Genomic DNA, 16,713 nt, shown 5'->3' with positions numbered 1-16,713 from the left:
GCCCCGGGCCGGGCGCCGCGGTGCCGGGTGCGGTCCGCCGGCCGGTCGCCGAGGGCCAGCGCGGCCCGGCCGGTGCGCCGCCCGGGCGGGTGCCCGTCCGTCCTGCGCCCGGTCCGGCCCCAGCTGCTGACGGTGCGTCGGCCGCTGCCGCGTCGGGCGGCCGGCCGGTGGCCGCGCCCGCGATGCCCCGGCAGGAGGTGCGGCCGGACGCGCGCACCGAGCGGGTGCGGCGCCCGGTCCGGGACGGCGACACGGTGCGCGAGCGGCGGCCCGCCGCGCCCGCCGCGCGGGAGCGCACCCCGGTTCCCGGCCGTGACCGCACTCCCCCGCCCGGCCGTGCCCCGCACCCTTCGGGCGGCCGGCCGACGGCCCGTCAGCGGCTGCTGCGCCAGCGGCTGGTGGTGTTCGTCACCGTGACGCTCGGGGTGGCGCTGGCCATCGCCGTCGCGCAGGGCTGCGAGAACCGGGACGCCCAGGGCCTCGGCCCGGCCCCGAGCGCGACGGCCCCGGCGAGGCCGAGCTCGGGTGCGACGCTGTCGGTGGACAGCCTGAACACGGCCGGCCACAGCGACTCCGGCCTGGGCCCCGCGCTCGGCGCCCCGCCGGCCGTGGACTGGCCCAACCGCAGCTACCCGGACCCGGCGGGCGGCCCGGCGATCCAGTTGCGCGACGGCCGTTCCACGGACGGGGGCGCGCCGGTCGCGCTGTCCGCCGTGCTGCCCGCCCGCTACCGGGACGCGCCGGCCACGCTGGTGGTGCTGCGCCGGGTCGAGGGCGCCGTCCCGGTCGACCTGGTGCAGCTGTACGCCTTCACCGGCGCCGCCCCGGCGCTGGTCGCCGGCCGGGCGTCCACCGCCAACCCGGAGGCCGGGGCGGTGTGGCGGGTGGAGAACGGCGCGCTGGTCCGCGAGGAGCGGGTGGACCGCACCGGCGCGGTCTCCTCGACCCGCTACACCGTCCGCCCGGACGGCAGCCTGGAGGAGTCCTGGCCCGGCGCGGGCGTCTCCGGCTCGACGAACTGACGCCCGCCCGCTCAACTGCCGGTGACGGTCTGTCAGTGCCCGGCGGGAGCATGTCCCGCATGATGTGGACGACCGACGCGATGCACGTCGCGTACTGCCAGTACTTCCTGTACGGGCCGGAGCTGCCGGACGGCTGGGACGCGCACGCGCTGGCCCGGCTGTTCCACGGCAACGGGGTGGCGGCCGGCTGCCCGGACCACCTGACGGTGCTGTGCGGCACCCACACCGGGCTGATCCGGCTCGGCGTGGACCGGGTCACGGCCCGGCCGGCCGAGCCCGGGCCGGAGTGGGAGAGCGCGGTGGAGCTGTCCCTGTACAGCAGCGGCGAGTTGCGCGTCCGGGCCTGGGACGGCGTGGAGATCGCCGAGGCGGGCAACCTGGCGCACGCCGGCCGCGGCTGGTACCGGGTCCGGGTGCAGACCCGGGGCCGGGACCGCGGCCGGGAGACCGACACCGCCGCCCGCCCCGTCGAGGAGCACCGGCTGACGATCTGGCCCGCTCCCCCGTCGCCCGATCTGGTGCTGCGGGTCGGCGACCTGACGGGCCGTCGGCACCACGATCCGCGCCGGCCCGCGCCGCAGCCGATAGCGCCGCCGGCGGCGCGTCGGGCCGCCTGACGGGCCATCGGCCGTCCGCCGCGGATAATGGTCGCGGAGTCGGGCGAACCGGGAGGTACGGGAGCAATGGCGCTGGTCGCAGGAGTGCGCGTCAAGCTGGTGGCGGATCTGGTGCTGGGTGACGCCGCCGAGGCCGCCGGGGACGGTGAGCCGGTGGGCCTCCTGCTGCTGGGGGCGGGCGTCCAGGGCACCGTCGAGCACGTCGGCGGGGACGTGGCGCCGCCCGACGAGGTCCGCGAGTACGAGCGGCTGCGCGCGCTGCGCGACGACTACGGGCACACCATGCCCGCGGAGAGCCTCAAGCGGCTGGAGGGCGAGATCGCCAAGCTGACCCCGCACTGGGAGGCGTTCCAGGTGCGGGGGCCGCGCTCCTCGGTGCGGGTGCGCTTCGACAACGGGTTCGTGCTGGACGGGGCCGACGAGCAGGTGCTGACGGCCCTCTAGAAGTGGTCGGGGCCCTCCCAGGCGAACCAGCCGTCGCCCAGCGGGGTGTAGAAGGCGTCACCGCGGGCGGGGGTGCCGGACGGGAAGTACGCGTAGCCGTGGGGCGCGAACAGGCCGCTGCCGCCGATCGCGAACGTGACGCCCCCGCCGACGAGTTCGGTCCCGGCGAGCCGGTAGCCGGCCACCCACTCCGGGTCGGCCGCGCCGGCGGCGAGCGCGTGCTCGGCCCAGTCGGTGAGCGCCGGTCGGGCCAGCTCGAAGCGGGCCCCGGCCAGGTCGGCCTGAGTGGCCGTCAGCACGGTGCCGGCCACCAGCAGCGGGGCCACCGCCCAGCGCCAACGGCCGGACGGGTTCCGGCCGTTCCGGGCCGAGGCCCACGCCTGCCAGAGCAGCCAGGCGAACGGCAGGCCCAGCAGTGTCGTCACCCCGAAACCGAGCAGCCCGACGTCCGCCCCCGGGACGCTCAGGCCCAGCAGGACGGCGGCGCAGCCCAGCGCGACGCCGAGCAGCACGCTGGTGCCGGGACGGCGCGGCCGGCTGGTCGGCCCGGTCACCGTCGCCCCGACCACCACGACGGCGATCAGCAGCAGCGGGACCACCGCCACGACGAGGAACACCGGGAGCACCTGGAACCAGGTGTGCAGCTTCCCGTCCGGCAGCGCCACCACGACGGCGAGCAGCGCGGCCGCCAGCAGGGGGCCGCGGTAGCCCTCGAACGTCAGGCGGCGGAGCGCGAGCGCGCGATCATGGATCATGGCGCCCTTTCTACCGCAGGACGGCCCCGCGCCGGAACCCTCGACTCCCGCCGCGGGGGCCGGACTCAGCCGTGGTTCACCGCGTAGAAGGCGATCGCGGCGGCGGCGCCGACGTTCAGCGAGTCGATGCCGTGCGCCATCGGGATGCGCACCCGCTGGTCGGCGGCGGCGAGCGCCTTGGGAGTGAGTCCGTCGCCCTCCGCGCCGAGCATCAGCGCGGCCCGGTCCAGCAGGTGCGACTTGGCGACCGTGAAGTCCTCGGCGCCGGACGGGGTGAGCGCCAGCAGCTCGAACCCGGCCGCGCGGACGGCGGCGAGCGAGTCCGGCCACGGGTCGAGGCGGGCGTACGGGACGGAGAACACCGCGCCCATCGACGTCTTGACGGCCCGTCGGTACAGCGGGTCGGCACAGTCCGGGGAGAGCAGCACGGCGTCCATGCCGAGCGCGGCCGCCGAACGGAAGATCGCGCCCAGGTTGGTGTGGTCCACCAGCCCCTCCAGGACGGCGACCCGCCGGGCCCCGTCGAGGACCTCGGCCGCGGACGGCAGCGGCTTGCGCTCCATCGACGCGAGGGCGCCGCGGTGCACGTGGTAGCCGGTGACCCGCTCCGCGAGGGCCGGGTCGACCAGGTGCACGGGCGCGTCGGTCTCCGCGATCACGTCGCCCATCACCCCGAGCCACTTCGCGGTGAGCAGCATCGACCGCATCCGGAAACCCGCCGCGAGGGCGCGGCGGATCACCTTCTCGCCCTCCGCGATGAACAGGCCCTCGGCCGGTTCACGCCGCCGGCGCAGCTCGACGTCGGTCAGGTCGGTGTAGTCGCTCAGCCGGGGGTCGGCGGCGTCGGTGACGGTGGATGGCTCGGACACCGGACGATTTTCGCACGTGACGGAACCACTGGGGTCGCGGGCTACGTGCCCAGGATGTCGACCACGTCGCCGATGACGATGACCGCCGGCGGCTTGATGCCCTCCGCGCGGACGGTCTCGCCGACGGTGGCGAGGGTGGCGTCGATGCGGCGCTGGGCGGCGGTGGTGCCCTCCTGGACGACGGCGACGGGGGTCGCGCCGTCGCGGCCGTGGGCGATGAGCTCCGCGGCTATCGCGGCGATCTTGTCGACGGCCATCAGCAGCACCAGGGTGCCGGTCATGCCGGCGACGGCCTGCCAGTTGGTGAGGGAGCGCTCGCCCGGGCCGACGTGGCCGGAGATGACGGTGAACTCGTGGGTGAGGCCGCGGTGCGTGACCGGGATGCCGGCGGCCGCCGGCACGCTGATCGAGGAGGAGATGCCGGGGACGACGGTGACGGGCACGCCGGCCTCCAGGCAGGCGAGCAGCTCCTCGCCGCCGCGGCCGAAGACGTACGGGTCGCCGCCCTTGAGGCGGACCACGAACTTGCCGGCCTCGGCGTGCTCGATCAGCGTCCGGTTGATCGCCTCCTGGGCCATGTACCGGCCGTAGGGGATCTTCGACGCGTCGATCACCTCGACGTGCGGCGGGAGTTCGGCGAGCAGCTCGCGCGGGGCGAGCCGGTCGGCGACCACCACGTCCGCGTCGGCGAGGAGGCGGCGGCCGCGCACCGTGATCAGGTCGGGGTCGCCGGGGCCGCCGCCGACCAGGGCGACGCCCGCGCCGCGGGCGCGGTACTGGCGGGCGGCGAGCGAGCCGTCGCGCAGGCCGGCGACGATCGAGTCGCGGAGCGCGGCCGAGTGCCGGGGGTCGCCGGTGAGGACGGCGACGGTCGCGCCGGAGTCGTGGCCGGAGGCGGGCGTCCAGGCCGTCGCGGCGGAGGCGTCGTCGCTGCGGGAGCAGAACACCCGCAGGCGCTCGGCCTCGGCGGAGACGGCCGTGTTGACGTCGGGGTCGTCGGTGGCGACCAGCGCGTACCAGGTGTCGGCGAGGTCGCCGTCCGCGTACGGGCGGCGGTGCCAGGTCAGCTCCCCGGCGTCGGCCATCGCGGAGACCGCGGGGGTGGTGGCCGGGGATATCAGGTGGATCTCGGCGCCGGAGGCGATCAGCGCGGGCAGCCGGCGCTGGGCGACCTGGCCGCCGCCGATCACCACCACGCGGCGGCCGGACAGCAGCAGCCCGACGGGGTACGGGGTGATGCCCTGGGTGGACGGGTGCGGGTGCGGCGTGGGCGCGGTCATCGAGGGAGCTCCTGGGTGGGCGGCGGTGCGGGGAGCCCCGTGGCCGGCGCGCCCTTGAGCCGGCGACGGGCGGCGGCGGGCCGCCCCCGCCTCGCACGGCGGGGGCGGCTCGCGCCGGTGGTGGATCAGGCCTTCTCGGTGACTCCGGCGGAGTCGAAGGTGGCTACATCGTGCATCGCCCGGGCGGCGCTCTGCACCAGCGGCAGGGCGAGCAGGGCACCGGTGCCCTCGCCCAGCCGCAGGTCCAGGTCGATCAGCGGGCGCAGGCCGAGCCTGGCGAGCGCGGCCTGGTGGCCCGGCTCGGCGGAGCGGTGGCCGGCGATGCAGGCCGCCAGCACCTCCGGCGCGATGGCCTTGGCGACCAGCGCCGCCGAGCCGGCGATCACGCCGTCCAGGATGACCGGGGTGCGCAGCGAGGCCGCGCCCAGCAGGAACCCGGCGATCGCCGCGTGCTCCAGACCGCCGACGGCCGCGAGCACGCCGATCGGGTCGGCCGGGTCCGGCTTGTGCAGCTCCAGGGCCTGCCGGATCACCTCGACCTTGCGGGTGTGGGTGGCGTCGTCGATGCCGGTGCCGCGCCCGGTCACCTCCGCCGGGTCGGTGTCGGTGAACACCGAGATCAGCGCGGCGGAGGCGGTGGTGTTGGCGATGCCCATGTCGCCGGTGATCAGCACCTTGTTGCCGGCCGCGACCAGGTCGCGGGCGGTCTCGATGCCGACCTCGATCGCACGCACCGCCTCGTCGCGGCTCATCGCCGGACCCTGCGTCATGTCGTCGGTGCCGGGCTTGACCTTGCGCGGCAGCAGGCCGGTGGTGCGGCCCTGCTGGATGGCGTCCGGCAGCTCGGAGGCGACGCCGACGTCGACCACGCACACCTCGGTGCCGACCTGCGCGGCGAACGCGTTGACCACCGCGCCGCCGGCCAGGAAGTTGCCGACCATCTGCGCGGTGACCTCCTGCGGCCACGGCGTCACGCCCTGGGCGTGCACCCCGTGGTCGCCGGCGAAGATCGCCACGCAGCCCGGCTCCGGGATCGGCGGCGGGCACTTGCGGGCCAGCCCGGACAGCTGCGCCGCGATGATCTCCAGCACGCCGAGCGACCCGGCGGGCTTGGTCATCCGCTTCTGCCGGTCCCACGCCTCGCCGAGCGCCTTGGCGTCCAGCGGGCGGATGCCGCGCAGCGTGTCGGACAGCAGGTCGTGCGGCTCCTCGCCGGGCAGCGCGCGGTTGCCGTACTGCTCCTCGTGCACCACCCAGGACAGCGGGCGCTTCTTCGCCCAGCCCTGCTGCTGCAGCTCCGGCTCGTCCGGGAACGCGTCCACGAAGCCGACGCACAGGTAGGCCACGACCTCCAGGTGCTCCGGCAGGCCCAGCTCGCGGACCAGCTCCTCCTCGTCGAAGAAGCTCACCCAGCCGACGCCCAGGCCCTCGGCGCGGGCCGCCAGCCACAGGTTTTCAACGGCCAGCGCCGCCGAGTACGGGGCCATCTGCGGCTGGGTGTGCCGACCCAGCGTGTGCCGGCCGCCGCGGGTGCGGTCGGCGGTCACCACGATGTTGACCGGCGTCTCGAGGATCGCCTCGATCTTGATTTCCTTGAACTGCTTCGCCCGGCCCTTGGGCAGCGAGTCCGCGTACGCCTCGCGCTGACGCTCCGCCAGCTCGTGCATCTTCCGGCGGGTCTTCGCGGAGCGGATCACCACGAAGTCCCACGGCTGCGAGTAGCCGACGCTGGGCGCGGTGTGCGCCGCCTCCAGCACCCGGATCAGCACCTCGTGCGGAATCGGGTCCGGCCGGAAGCCGTTGCGGACGTCCCGCCGCTCCCGGATCACCTGGTGCACGGCCTCCCGCCCGGCGTCGTCGTACCCGGGCGCGGCGGGACCGCGGTCCTCCTCGGGGGCGGCGGGCCCGGTCGCTTCGGTGGGCCCGGTCGCTTCGGCGGTGTCGCCCGCTTCGGCGGTGTCGCCCGCTTCGGCTTCGCCGGGTGCGGCGGGTGCGGCGACCTCGGCTTCGGCGGCTTCGGCGGCCTCCGGCTCGGCGGCGGGCACGGTCTCCACGACGGGCTCGGCTGCGGGCTCCGGCTCCGTGGCCGCGGGGGCCTCGGTGGCTTCGGGCGCCTCGGCAGCGGGTGCGGGCTCGGCCGCAGGAGCGGGCTCGGTGGCCTCGGGGGTCGCAGGGGCCTCCGCCGCCTCCCCGTTCTCCGCGTTCTCGGTGCCGGGCTGCGGCTCGGCCGCGGGCTTCCCGGGCTCCAGCAGCGGCAGCCCGGCGGGCGCGGCGAGGAACGCCGAGATGCGCCGGTGCGCGCCCCGCCCGCCCTTCGCGGCCTGCGCGGGGATCGGCTGTGCGGCCGCCTCGGCGGCCTCCGCGTTCTCGGCGGCGGCGGGCGTGGCCTGCTCGGCGGGCGCGTCCTGCGGCTGTTCGGCAGCCGGGGCCTCCGCAGCGGGGGCGGCGGCCTCGGGCTGGGCCTCCGACGGGGTGTCAGCCGTCTCGGCGGCGACGGGCTCGGCCACCGCGGGCTCGACGGCCGGAGCCGCCTCGGGCTGCTCGGCGACCGGCGTGTCGGCTGCCGGGACGTCGGCTGCCGGGGTCTCCGCCGTCCGGGCCTCCGCCACCGGGGCGTCCGCGACCGGTGCTTCGGCGGCCGGCTCTGCCACCGGGGCCGCCTCGGCCGCCGGCTCCTCGGTTGCGGGGGTCTCGACCGTCGGTGCTCCGGCCGCGGAGGCCTCGGCCCCGGGGGCTTCGACGACGACGGGCTGCTCGGCGGCCGGGGCCTCCACGGCCTGCGCCGCCGAAACCTCGGCTGCCGACGCCACGGCGACCGGAACCTCGGCTGCCGGGGCCTCGGCGACCGGTGCCGGCGTGCCCTGGGGTGCGGCGGTCTCGACCGGCTCCACGAACACGGGCGCCAGGCCGGCGGCGGGCGCGCCGACCACGACGGGCTCGACGGCGATCGGCTGCGCGGGAACCTCCACGGCCTCCGCCACCGCCGGCTCGGCAGCGCCGGGCTCGACGACGGGCTCGGCCGCCACCGGCTCGACGACGAGGGGCGCGACGGCGATCGGCTGCGCGGGGGCGGCCTCCGCCTCGGCAGCGGGCGCAACCGCCTCGACCGGCGCGGCCGGTTCGGCGACGACGGCCGCGGCTGCGGCGGCCTCCACCACCTGCGGCTGGACGGGCGCGGGCACCGGCACGGCGGTCTGCACCGGTACGGCCTGCGCGGGCACGGTCTGAACGGGCGCGGCCTGCGCGGGCGCGGCCTGCGGCTGCACGGGCTGCTGCGGGGCCGTCTCGGCGGGGGCCGCGGGCACGCCGAAGGCGGGCGTGCCGCCGGGGGTGGACGGGCCTCGGTCGGCCAGCGAGCGGACCGGGACGTGACCGGTCATCAGCGACGGGTCCGGGATCGGCGGCCCGGCGTGCAGCGGGCGGCGCGGCTGAGGCGCCGTCAGCGGCTGGACGACGGGCTGCGCCTGCGGGGCTGCGGCCGCCTGCCCGGCCACGGGTTCGGCCGCCGGCTCGGCGGTGAGCACGAGCGGGGCGAGCGGGGGCCAGGACGGCGCGACGGGGGTGCCGGCGGCCGGCTCGGCGGGATCGGCCGGTTCGGCCGCTTCGACGGTGCCGTGCACGGCGTCGCCCCAGGCGGTCTGGGGGCCGGGCATCAGCAGGACGTCGTCGTCCTCGTCGCCGTCGGGCTGGTCGAGGAAGGTGTACGCGGGCCGCTGCTCGCCGTGCCATCCGGCCGCGGCCGGCGGAAGGGGCGCGCCGAGGTGGTGCTCCGGCAGGGGTCCGCCGGGCCCGGGTTCGGGCGCGAGGGGACCGGCGTTGGGGGCGTGGCCGCCGTCGGTCATGTCAATGCTCCTTCCAGGCCGCTTCCGCGTCCTCGGCGGGTGTCCCGGAGGTCCCGCCCACTTCGCCGGGGCGGAGCCGCACCGACCCGTCCCTTACTCCATCGGTCGTCACCCACAGGGGTGGCGTGCCATCAGAAACAACGACAGCCCCGGGCAACCGGCACGACGGCGCGGCCGCTTTCGGACCCTCACGGCATTCTTCCGGGCGGGTGCGCACCGCGTCGAATGCCCGCGAAGCGGGCTGTTCGGGTTGCAGCGCGTCAAATCGGCGGTAATCATGCCGGATCGGACACGGTGCTGCCGTGACGGTTTGCGCCCCGGGGGAAAACCCTACCGGCCGCGGCCGGACCGTTCTCGAAACCCTGTCCGGATGCGACGGGGATCACCGTACCGCCGGGGTCTGACGGTCAGTCGTGCGGTTCGGCCCAGATCAGCAGGGTGTAGTCGCCGCGCCCGAAGGAGGGTCCGGCTCCGCTGCTCTGTTCGGCGCGCAGCGGGGCGGACTGGAGCAGCAGGCCGTCGGTGCGGTAGCCGGCGGTGTCGAGGATCTGCCGGGTCTCGCCGGCTTCGGCGAGGCTGCGGGCGACGGCGACGACGCGTTCGGGTTTGCGGGCGACGACGGCTCGGACCATGGCGGGCCCGCCGTGTTCGACGGCGACGGCGTCGGGTTCGGGGAGGGCGCCGAGGACCTCGGGGCCGCTGCCGGCGGCGGTCTCGATCTCGACGCCGGCCTTGCGGGCGTTGGCGGTGATCCGGGCGCAGTCGGCGGGTTCGGCCTCGACGGCGACGACGGCGGCGCCGAACCGGGCGGCCTCGACGGCGAGGGCGCCGTCGCCGGCGCCGACGGTCCACAGCAGGTCGCCGGGGGCGGGTGCGAGGCGGGCGAGCGCCAGCGCGCGGACGTGCGGAGGCAGGGCGCGGGGGCGCCTGGCGTCGGCGTCCGCGCCGGCGTACGCCCGGTTCGGGAGCGCCCAGCCGCGCTGCGTCCCGGGGTGGTCGACGGGTTTGCCGGCGAGCCAGCCGGCGGCGGCCTCGGTGGCCGGGACGTTGCCGATGACCAGGACGACGGAGGGGTCGCGCCAGTCGTGGTCGGGGACGCGTTCGGAGGTGAGGACGGTGACGTCCTCCTCGGGGGTGCCGAGGGCTTCGCAGACCACGAAGGTGCGGGGCACGCCGCGGAGCATCAGGGCGAGTTCGCTGGGGCCGGCGTCGGCGGTGGTGAGGACGGCGACCTTGGGGTGGGCGCGGCACACGTTGGCGGCGCGGCGCAGCCGTCCGCCGTGCGCGGAGACCACCTGGGCGTCCTCCCAGGGCATGCCGGCCCGGGCGAAGGCGGCGGCCACCGAGGAGACGGCGGGCAGCACTTCGAGTTCGAGGCCGTACTCGGGGCGGCGCAGGGTGCGCACGACGCCGAAGAATCCGGGGTCGCCCTCGGCGACGACGACGGCGGTGCCGCGGTGGTCGGCGAGGCGGCGGGCGGCGGCCCGCAGGTCGCCGAGGCCGATGCGTTCGGCGCGTTCGGGGACGGGGAGGGCGGCGAGCTGGTAGCCCGCCCCGGCGACGAGGGTGGCCGCGGCGAGTGCGCCTGCGGCCGCCTGGGTCAGTGGTGTGCCGTCCCACCCGATGACCGTGATCCGGTCAGCCATCTGCGGCTGTTCTCCCTACGCCGTGTTCCGCCCCTGGTGGGTGTGCCGGTGGCGTGTCGTGCCGCCGGCGTTCCCTGGGCAGAGGCTACCGCCTGGCCGGAGTGGTGCGGAGCAGTGGCGCGCGCCGGGGGCGTGCTCAGTGGCGCAGGGCGTGCGGGCGGTCGGCGGGGTGGGCGGGTTCGGGCGGGTCGAGGTCCTCGGGGAGCAGGCTCCACACGATGAGGTCGGTGTGTTCCTCGGGGCCGGGCCCCCATTCGCCGCCGCGGACGAGGGCGGCGTTGCGCAGGACGCCTTCGCTGATCGCGCCGGTCTTCTGAGCGACCTGCTGGGCGGCGGTGTTGCCGGCGGCGGTGCGCAGTTCGAGGCGCTGGAAGCCGCGGTCCTCGAACAGCCACTGGGCGGTGCCGAGCAGGGCCTCGGGGGCGTAGCCCTCGCCGCGGGCCCAGGGGGCGGTGACGTAGCGGACCTCGGTGGCGCGCAGCCGCCAGTCGGTGCGGTCGAGTTCGAGGAGTCCGACCAGGCGTTGGGTGAGGTGTTCGGTGACGGCGAAGACTATGCCTCGTCCGAGGGTGCGCCGGTCGGGCGCCTGACGGGCGATCAGGTCGTGGGCGTCGGCCTGGGTGTAGGGCCTGGGGTACCCGGTCCAGGTCTGGACGAGTTCGTCGGAGAGCATCGTGGCGAGGCCGGGGGCGTCCTGTTCCTCAAGGGGGCGCAGCAGCAGCCGTTCGGTGCTGATGGCTGTCTCGGGGAAGTTCGCAACCATGCCGTCTCTCCTCGCCGGGTCGTGGACACACCGTACGCCCCGCCCCTTCGTCGGGCGTGTCAGCGTACCTGTTCCGGACCTCACGGCTCGTCAGCACGGTGCCCCCGGCCGGGAGGCCGGGGGCGCCGCGGTGGCCGAGCGTGAGTCGGCGGGCGGTTCAGAACGCGGGGATGACGGCGCCCTGGAAGGTGTCGTTGATGTACTTCTTGACCTCGTCGGAGTGCAGCAGCTCGGCGAGCTTCTTGACCCGCGGGTCGCTCTCGTGGCCCTTCTTGACGGCCAGGATGTTGGCGTACGGGTTGCCCTGGGCCTTCTCCAGCACCAGCGCGTCGGTGGCCGGCTTGAGGTTGGCGCCGAGGGCGTAGTTGCCGTTGATGACGGCGGCGTCGACGTCGTCGAGGGAGCGCGGCAGCTGGGCGGCCTCCAGCTCCTTGAACTTCAGGTGCTTGGGGTTGGAGGCGATGTCGTCGGCGGTGGCGGTGGTCCCGGCGCCGTCCTTGAGGGTGATGATGTTGTTGTCGGCGAGCAGCTTGAGCGCCCGGCCCTCGTTGGTGGCGTCGCTGGGGACGGCGATCTGGGCGCCGTCCTTGAGGTCGGCGATGCCCTTGACCTTCTTGGAGTAGACGCCGAGCGGCTCCAGGTGGACGGCCTCGACGGAGACGATGTCGGTGCCGTTCTTCTTGTTGAAGTCGTCCAGGTAGGGCTGGTGCTGGAAGAAGTTCGCGTCCGCGGATCCGTCCTGGACCGAGGTGTTGGGGGTCACGTAGTCGCTGACCTCCTTGACGTCCAGCTTGAGGCCGGCCTTCTCCGCCAGGTTGTCCTGCACGAACTTGAGGATCTGCGCGTGCGGGGTGGCGCTGGCGGCGACCACCAGGGGCTTGTTGGGGTCGGCCGCGGCGCCGGAGTCGGACTTGCCGGAGCTGGAGCAGGCGGTGAGCCCGATGACGAGGCCGGCGGCGGTGGCGGTCAGGACGGTGGTCTTCAGAACGTTACGCACGAAAAGTGCCTTTCTGCGGGATGCGAACGGCCCTGTCGGGCCGGGGCCGCTCCTGTGGGGAGCGGTGGTTCAGTGCGAGGAGGCGAGGTCCTCGTCGATCTCCTCGGCGCGCGGCGCGGCGGTCGCGGAGCGGAAGAAGCTCAGCGGGCTGCGGTAGTTGCCGCGGTGGGAGAGTCGGCGGGCGATCAGGTCGCCGAGCAGTTGCAGCGCGGTGACGATGATCACGAGTTCGGCGACGATGACCCACATGAAGGTGGTCTCGAAGCGCTGGTAGCCGTAGCGGATGGCGAGGTCGCCGAGGCCGCCGCCGCCGACCGTGCCGGCCATGGTGGAGTAGCCGATCAGCGCGATCAGGGTGGTGGTGACGGCGGAGACCAGCGACGGCAGGGTCTCGGGCAGCAGGGTCTTGCGGACGATGGTGCCGGTGCCGGCGCCCATCGCCTTGAGCGCCTCGATCAGTCCGCCGTCGACCTCGCGCAGCGAGGTCTCGACCAGGCGGGCGAAGAACGGGATGGCGCCGATGGCGAGCGGGACGCTGGCGGCCTGCCAGCCGAGCGAGGTGCCGGTGATCGCCTTGGTGAGGGGGATCACGGCGACGATCAGGATGATGAAGGGGATCGAGCGCCCGACGTTGACGATCACTCCGAGCACCCGGCTGACGGCCAGGTTCTGCAGCAGGCCGCCCTTGTCGGTGAGGACCAGCAGCAGTCCGAGCGGCAGGCCGATCACCAGGGTGGCGAGTCCGGCGATGCCGACCATGCCGAGGGTCTCCCAGGTGGCGGGCCACATGAGTTCCTGCATCCGTTCCCAGGTCATGCCGCCGCTCCGTTCGACAGGTCGAGGACGTCCACCTGGAGTCCCTGTTGGCGCAGGTAGCCGATCGGCACCACGTTGTCGGTGTGGCTGCCGGGCAGTTCGACCCGCATCCGGCCGACCAGGCGGCCGGCGATGGTCTCCGCGGCCGCGCCGAGGATGTTGATGTCGATCTGGTAGGTGCGGGCCAGCTGGGAGACGAACGGCTGGGCGGGCGCGTCGCCCTGGAAGGTGATCTCCAGGACGGTGCGGTCCTCGCGGCCGGTGCCGAAGTCGCCCAGCGGGAACAGGTCGCGGGCAATCTGCGAGCGGCCGTCGGCGAGCAGGTCGGTGAGCTGCCCGGTCTCGACGACCTTGCCGCCGCGCATCAGCGCCGCGGAGTCGCAGACCGACTTGATGACGTCCATCTCGTGGGTGATCAGCAGCACGGTGAGGCCCAGCTGCTGGTTGAGCTCGCGCAGCAGCTTGAGGACGGAGCGGGTGGTCTCCGGGTCGAGGGCGCTGGTGGCCTCGTCGGACAGCAGCACCTTGGGGTCGCCGGCCAGGGCGCGGGCGATGCCGACGCGCTGCTTCTGGCCGCCGGACAGCTGGCTGGGGTAGCTGCGGGCCTTGTCGGCGAGGCCGACCAGGTCGAGCAGGTCGGCGGCCTTGCGGCGGCGGTCGTGCCGGTCGAGGCCGATGATCTCCAGCGGCAGTTCGACGTTCTGCTGCACGGTGCGCGAGGACAGCAGGTTGAAGTGCTGGAACACCATGCCGATCCGGCGGCGGGCCTCGCGCAGTTCGCGGCCGGCCCGCTGCTCGCTGCCGGCCAGCGCGGTCAGCTCCACGCCGTCGACGGTGACGGTGCCGGAGGTGGGCCGCTCCAGCAGGTTGACGCACCGGATGAGGGTGGACTTGCCGGCGCCGCTGGTGCCGACGACCCCGAACACCTCGCCCTGCCGCACGTGCAGGTCGACGTCGTCCAGTGCCACGACGTCGCGGCCCCGGGAACGGTAGACCTTGGTCAGGCCCTTGGTGGTGATCACAGCTGCTTCCGTTGTTCGTCGGCGGATGGTCATCGGCGGACCGCCGCGGGGGCGTGCGCCAATGGCGGAGGACGGCACCTGGTGCCGGGAGGAAGAGTGGGCGCTGCCGTCGTGTCGATCATGGCCGCCGGTCGGACGGGCCGCGCGTGGGCGTGGCCCTAACGAGTCATCGGCGGACGGGACGTCAGCGGGCGCTGGGCGAAGGCTCTCAGCGACAACACATTCGACGGCACATGCGTCGCTCACCTGCCGGCGTCGCGCCGGTGGGGATGCATGTCGTCGTCGTGGTCATGGACCCAGTAAATCAGACAATTGGTCCACGTCCCAATGATCAGGACCTTCTGTCCGACATGCGGACACGACCCTTGTGGGACAAGGCCGCGGCGCCCCACCCGTGGTCCGGATGGGGCGTCGCGAGGGGTGGTTCAGGCCGCCAGGGAGGTCTGCACCGGCTTGGCCAGGGTGACGATCGACATCCGGCGGGAGACCTCGCGCACCTCCGTCTCGCGGTATCCGAGACGGCGGTACAGCCGCAGGTTGCCCAGGCTGCGGTGGCCGGTGAACAGCCGGTAGCCGCTGCTGGCGCCGTCCTCGGCGAGCTGTGCCTCCAGCGCGGTCAGCAGGCGGCGGCCCAGGCCGTGCCGCTGCATCCGGGGGTGCACCACCAGGCGGCCGATCCGGCCGACGCCGTCCTCGTCGACCCAGCCGCGCACCGTGCCGACCACCTCGTCGCCCAGCCGGGCCACCAGCACGCGGTGCTCGGCGAGTTCGGCCTTGAGGCTCTCCAGGGTCTGGGTCAGCGGTGCGAGGTTCCAGTCGCCGTACAGCTCGGCCTCGCTCTGGTAGCCGAGGTACTGGAGCTTGAGGATCTGCTCCGCTTCATCAGGTCGTGCCGCTGCGATGATCACACTCATGCCCATGTGCGGGGGCCTCCATCGTCAATCGCCCGGCGCGCACGAGTGAGGGTCTGGCACCGGCCTTGTCCGAGGTGTGCCCGGACGGGGATCGGCCCGGCCCGGGAAAAAGCGCGACACGTCCCGCCGGACGGTGGCCCGGTCACCGGACTGGCGCGCTCACGCTCAGTATCCGGACGGCCGGACGACCGTCAAGAGAGACGTTCGCCACCGCTCTACCCAGCCGACGGCTGTTCTCAACCTCCCGGACGCCCGACGTGGCGAGCGTCACGCGCCCCCCGCCGGGCCGTCCCGCCGCCCGCTCGGACGGATGTTCTGGTTCACCCGGAACAGGTTCCCCGGGTCGTAGCGGTCCTTCAGCGCCACCAGCCGCTCGTACTTGGCCAGCCCGTACGCCTCCACCACCCGGCCCTGGCCCTCCAGACCCATCAGGGTGACGCAGCCGCCGCCCGAGGAGAACGGCCGCATCGCCTCCCAGCACCGCCGCACCCACGCCACCTGCGGCTCCGCCGGCCCGGCGCTCCACCGGCCCACCGCGCTCAGCAGGTACGGGGCCTGCCGGTAGGTGTACGCGCTGTCCTCCGCGCCCACCCGGGCCACCGCGCCGCCCAGGAACGCCAGTTGCGCGTACGCGTCCGGCGACGGCAGGGCGGCGACCTGCTCCGCCAGGCAGTCGATCGCCGCACCGTCCAGCACCGACAGGAACTCCGACCGCCCGAACACGGCCGCGCCCGGCCCCCGACCCTCGTCCTGCATCCGCTGCCACAGCGGGTACGGGCGGGTCTGCACGGTGTCCGCGAGCACGCCCGGCAGGGCGCGCAGCGGCGCGATCACCTCCCGGCCGCGGTCGGCCCGGCCGGCCCAGCACAGGCCGATCCGCACCGCCGTCGCCGCCGGCAGCTGCGGCATCCCGCGCGGTACGCCGAACTCGCAGCACACCGTGAGCCCGTCGGGGGCCTGCGCCATGAAGTCCCGCACCGCGGCCAGCGTCGGCGCCAGCCGCTCCCCGGGCAGGTACAGCGCCCCGCACAGCAGGTGCGCGCCCACCCGGTGCAGCCGGTAGGTGAAGGAAGTGACCACCCCGAAGTTGCCGCCGCCGCCGCGCAGCCCCGCGAACAGCTCGGGGTGCGAGGCCGCGCTCGCCGTCAGCAGCCGCCCCTCGGCGGTCACCACGTCCGCCTCCAGCAGGTTGTCGCAGGTCAGCCCGTACGCGCGGGACAGCCAGCCGCTGCCGCCGCCGAGCGTGGTGCCCGCGATGCCCGCCGCCGAGTACGGCGCGCCGGGCGTCGCCAGCCCGAACGCCTGCGTCTCGTGGTCGAAGCCGCCCCAGGTCGCCCCGGGCTGCGCCCGGGCGGTCCGGCGTTGCGGGTCCACCCGCACGCCCGTGAGGCCGGACAGGTCGATCAGCATCGCGCCCTCGCCCGTCCCCAGCCCCGCCAGACTGTGCCCCGCGCCGCGCACCGCGACCGGCAGGCCGTGCTCCCGGGCCACCGCCACCGCCTGCAGCACGTCGGCGACGCCGGTGCACCGGGCGATCACCTCGGGCCGCCGGTCCACCGCCGCGTTCCACACCCCCCGCGCCCGGTCGTACTCCTCGTCCCCGGGCAGCACGATCTCGCCCCGGAACCCCTCGGCAAGCGCCACGGCTGCGTCGGCCATGGATCCAGCGTAGGCGGGGTGCCCGCCGCCCGCTCCGCCGCGATCGGGAGGCCGGGTGACGGCGACC

General features: G+C 75.2%; 13 protein-coding genes and 1 pseudogene. 3 read left to right on the top strand and 11 right to left on the bottom strand.

Translation table 11 applies throughout. The features are described from left to right. The 3 genes and pseudogenes from ACFV1L_RS29215 to ACFV1L_RS29205 all read left to right on the top strand — a co-directional run. Positions 1–1,022: pseudogene (locus ACFV1L_RS29215) on the top strand (hypothetical protein); the annotation flags it as partial. A 59-nt stretch (positions 1,023–1,081) separates the two neighbouring features. Then, positions 1,082–1,639 carry a hypothetical protein gene (locus ACFV1L_RS29210; RefSeq protein ID WP_380371353.1) on the top strand — a complete coding sequence of 186 codons (558 nt, stop codon included), beginning with the start codon at positions 1,082–1,084 and terminating at the stop codon, positions 1,637–1,639. Between the two features lie 66 nt (positions 1,640–1,705). Further along, positions 1,706–2,083 carry a hypothetical protein gene (locus ACFV1L_RS29205; protein ID WP_380371352.1) on the top strand — a complete coding sequence of 126 codons (378 nt, stop codon included), beginning with the start codon at positions 1,706–1,708 and terminating at the stop codon, positions 2,081–2,083. On the opposite strand, the gene ACFV1L_RS29200 is transcribed toward ACFV1L_RS29205, so the two are convergent. The 11 genes from ACFV1L_RS29200 to ACFV1L_RS29150 all read right to left on the bottom strand — a co-directional run bounded on the left by ACFV1L_RS29200 (position 2,080) and on the right by ACFV1L_RS29150 (position 16,646). Then, positions 2,080–2,838 (bottom strand): hypothetical protein, encoded by a 759-nt coding sequence (locus tag ACFV1L_RS29200; protein WP_380371349.1) that lies wholly within the window; start codon positions 2,836–2,838, stop codon positions 2,080–2,082. The two genes, ACFV1L_RS29205 and ACFV1L_RS29200, sit on opposite strands and share 4 nt — an antisense overlap. A gap of 65 nt (positions 2,839–2,903) precedes the next feature. Continuing rightward, on the bottom strand, positions 2,904–3,707 hold the full coding sequence (locus ACFV1L_RS29195) for a TrmH family RNA methyltransferase (RefSeq protein ID WP_380371346.1): 804 nt from the start codon (positions 3,705–3,707) through the stop codon (positions 2,904–2,906). A 41-nt stretch (positions 3,708–3,748) separates the two neighbouring features. After that, positions 3,749–4,987, bottom strand: a complete 1,239-nt coding sequence (gene cobA / locus ACFV1L_RS29190; protein ID WP_380371344.1) for a uroporphyrinogen-III C-methyltransferase — start codon at positions 4,985–4,987, stop codon at positions 3,749–3,751. Positions 4,988–5,112: 125 nt separating this feature from the next. After that, complete coding sequence (gene cobT, locus ACFV1L_RS29185; protein ID WP_380371343.1) at positions 5,113–8,829, bottom strand: nicotinate-nucleotide--dimethylbenzimidazole phosphoribosyltransferase; 3,717 nt, start codon at positions 8,827–8,829, stop codon at positions 5,113–5,115. 407 nt (positions 8,830–9,236) lie between these two features. Next, positions 9,237–10,475: a precorrin-6y C5,15-methyltransferase (decarboxylating) subunit CbiE gene (gene cbiE, locus ACFV1L_RS29180; RefSeq protein WP_380371341.1), complete on the bottom strand. Its 1,239-nt coding sequence runs from the start codon at positions 10,473–10,475 to the stop codon at positions 9,237–9,239. Positions 10,476–10,611: 136 nt separating this feature from the next. Then, on the bottom strand, positions 10,612–11,238 hold the full coding sequence (locus ACFV1L_RS29175; RefSeq protein WP_380371339.1) for a GNAT family N-acetyltransferase: 627 nt from the start codon (positions 11,236–11,238) through the stop codon (positions 10,612–10,614). A gap of 157 nt (positions 11,239–11,395) precedes the next feature. Continuing rightward, complete coding sequence (locus ACFV1L_RS29170; RefSeq protein ID WP_380371337.1) at positions 11,396–12,235, bottom strand: MetQ/NlpA family ABC transporter substrate-binding protein; 840 nt, start codon at positions 12,233–12,235, stop codon at positions 11,396–11,398. A 69-nt stretch (positions 12,236–12,304) separates the two neighbouring features. Continuing rightward, on the bottom strand, positions 12,305–13,051 hold the full coding sequence (locus tag ACFV1L_RS29165) for a methionine ABC transporter permease (RefSeq protein WP_380371335.1): 747 nt from the start codon (positions 13,049–13,051) through the stop codon (positions 12,305–12,307). Further along, a complete protein-coding gene (locus ACFV1L_RS29160; protein WP_380371333.1) occupies positions 13,048–14,073 on the bottom strand; it encodes a methionine ABC transporter ATP-binding protein in 1,026 nt (341 codons plus the stop codon). The genes ACFV1L_RS29165 and ACFV1L_RS29160 overlap by 4 nt, the downstream gene beginning before the upstream one ends. Before the next feature lie 425 nt (positions 14,074–14,498). Beyond that, a complete protein-coding gene (locus ACFV1L_RS29155; RefSeq protein ID WP_380371330.1) occupies positions 14,499–14,993 on the bottom strand; it encodes a GNAT family N-acetyltransferase in 495 nt (164 codons plus the stop codon). Between the two features lie 261 nt (positions 14,994–15,254). Continuing rightward, a complete protein-coding gene (locus ACFV1L_RS29150; RefSeq protein ID WP_380371327.1) occupies positions 15,255–16,646 on the bottom strand; it encodes an FAD-binding oxidoreductase in 1,392 nt (463 codons plus the stop codon). Positions 16,647–16,713 lie beyond the last annotated feature (67 nt).

This window comes from Kitasatospora sp. NPDC059646 (assembly GCF_042734615.1).
Taxonomy (GTDB): Bacteria; Actinomycetota; Actinomycetes; order Streptomycetales; family Streptomycetaceae; genus Kitasatospora.
This window is presented reverse-complemented; position numbering and strand designations above follow the sequence as displayed.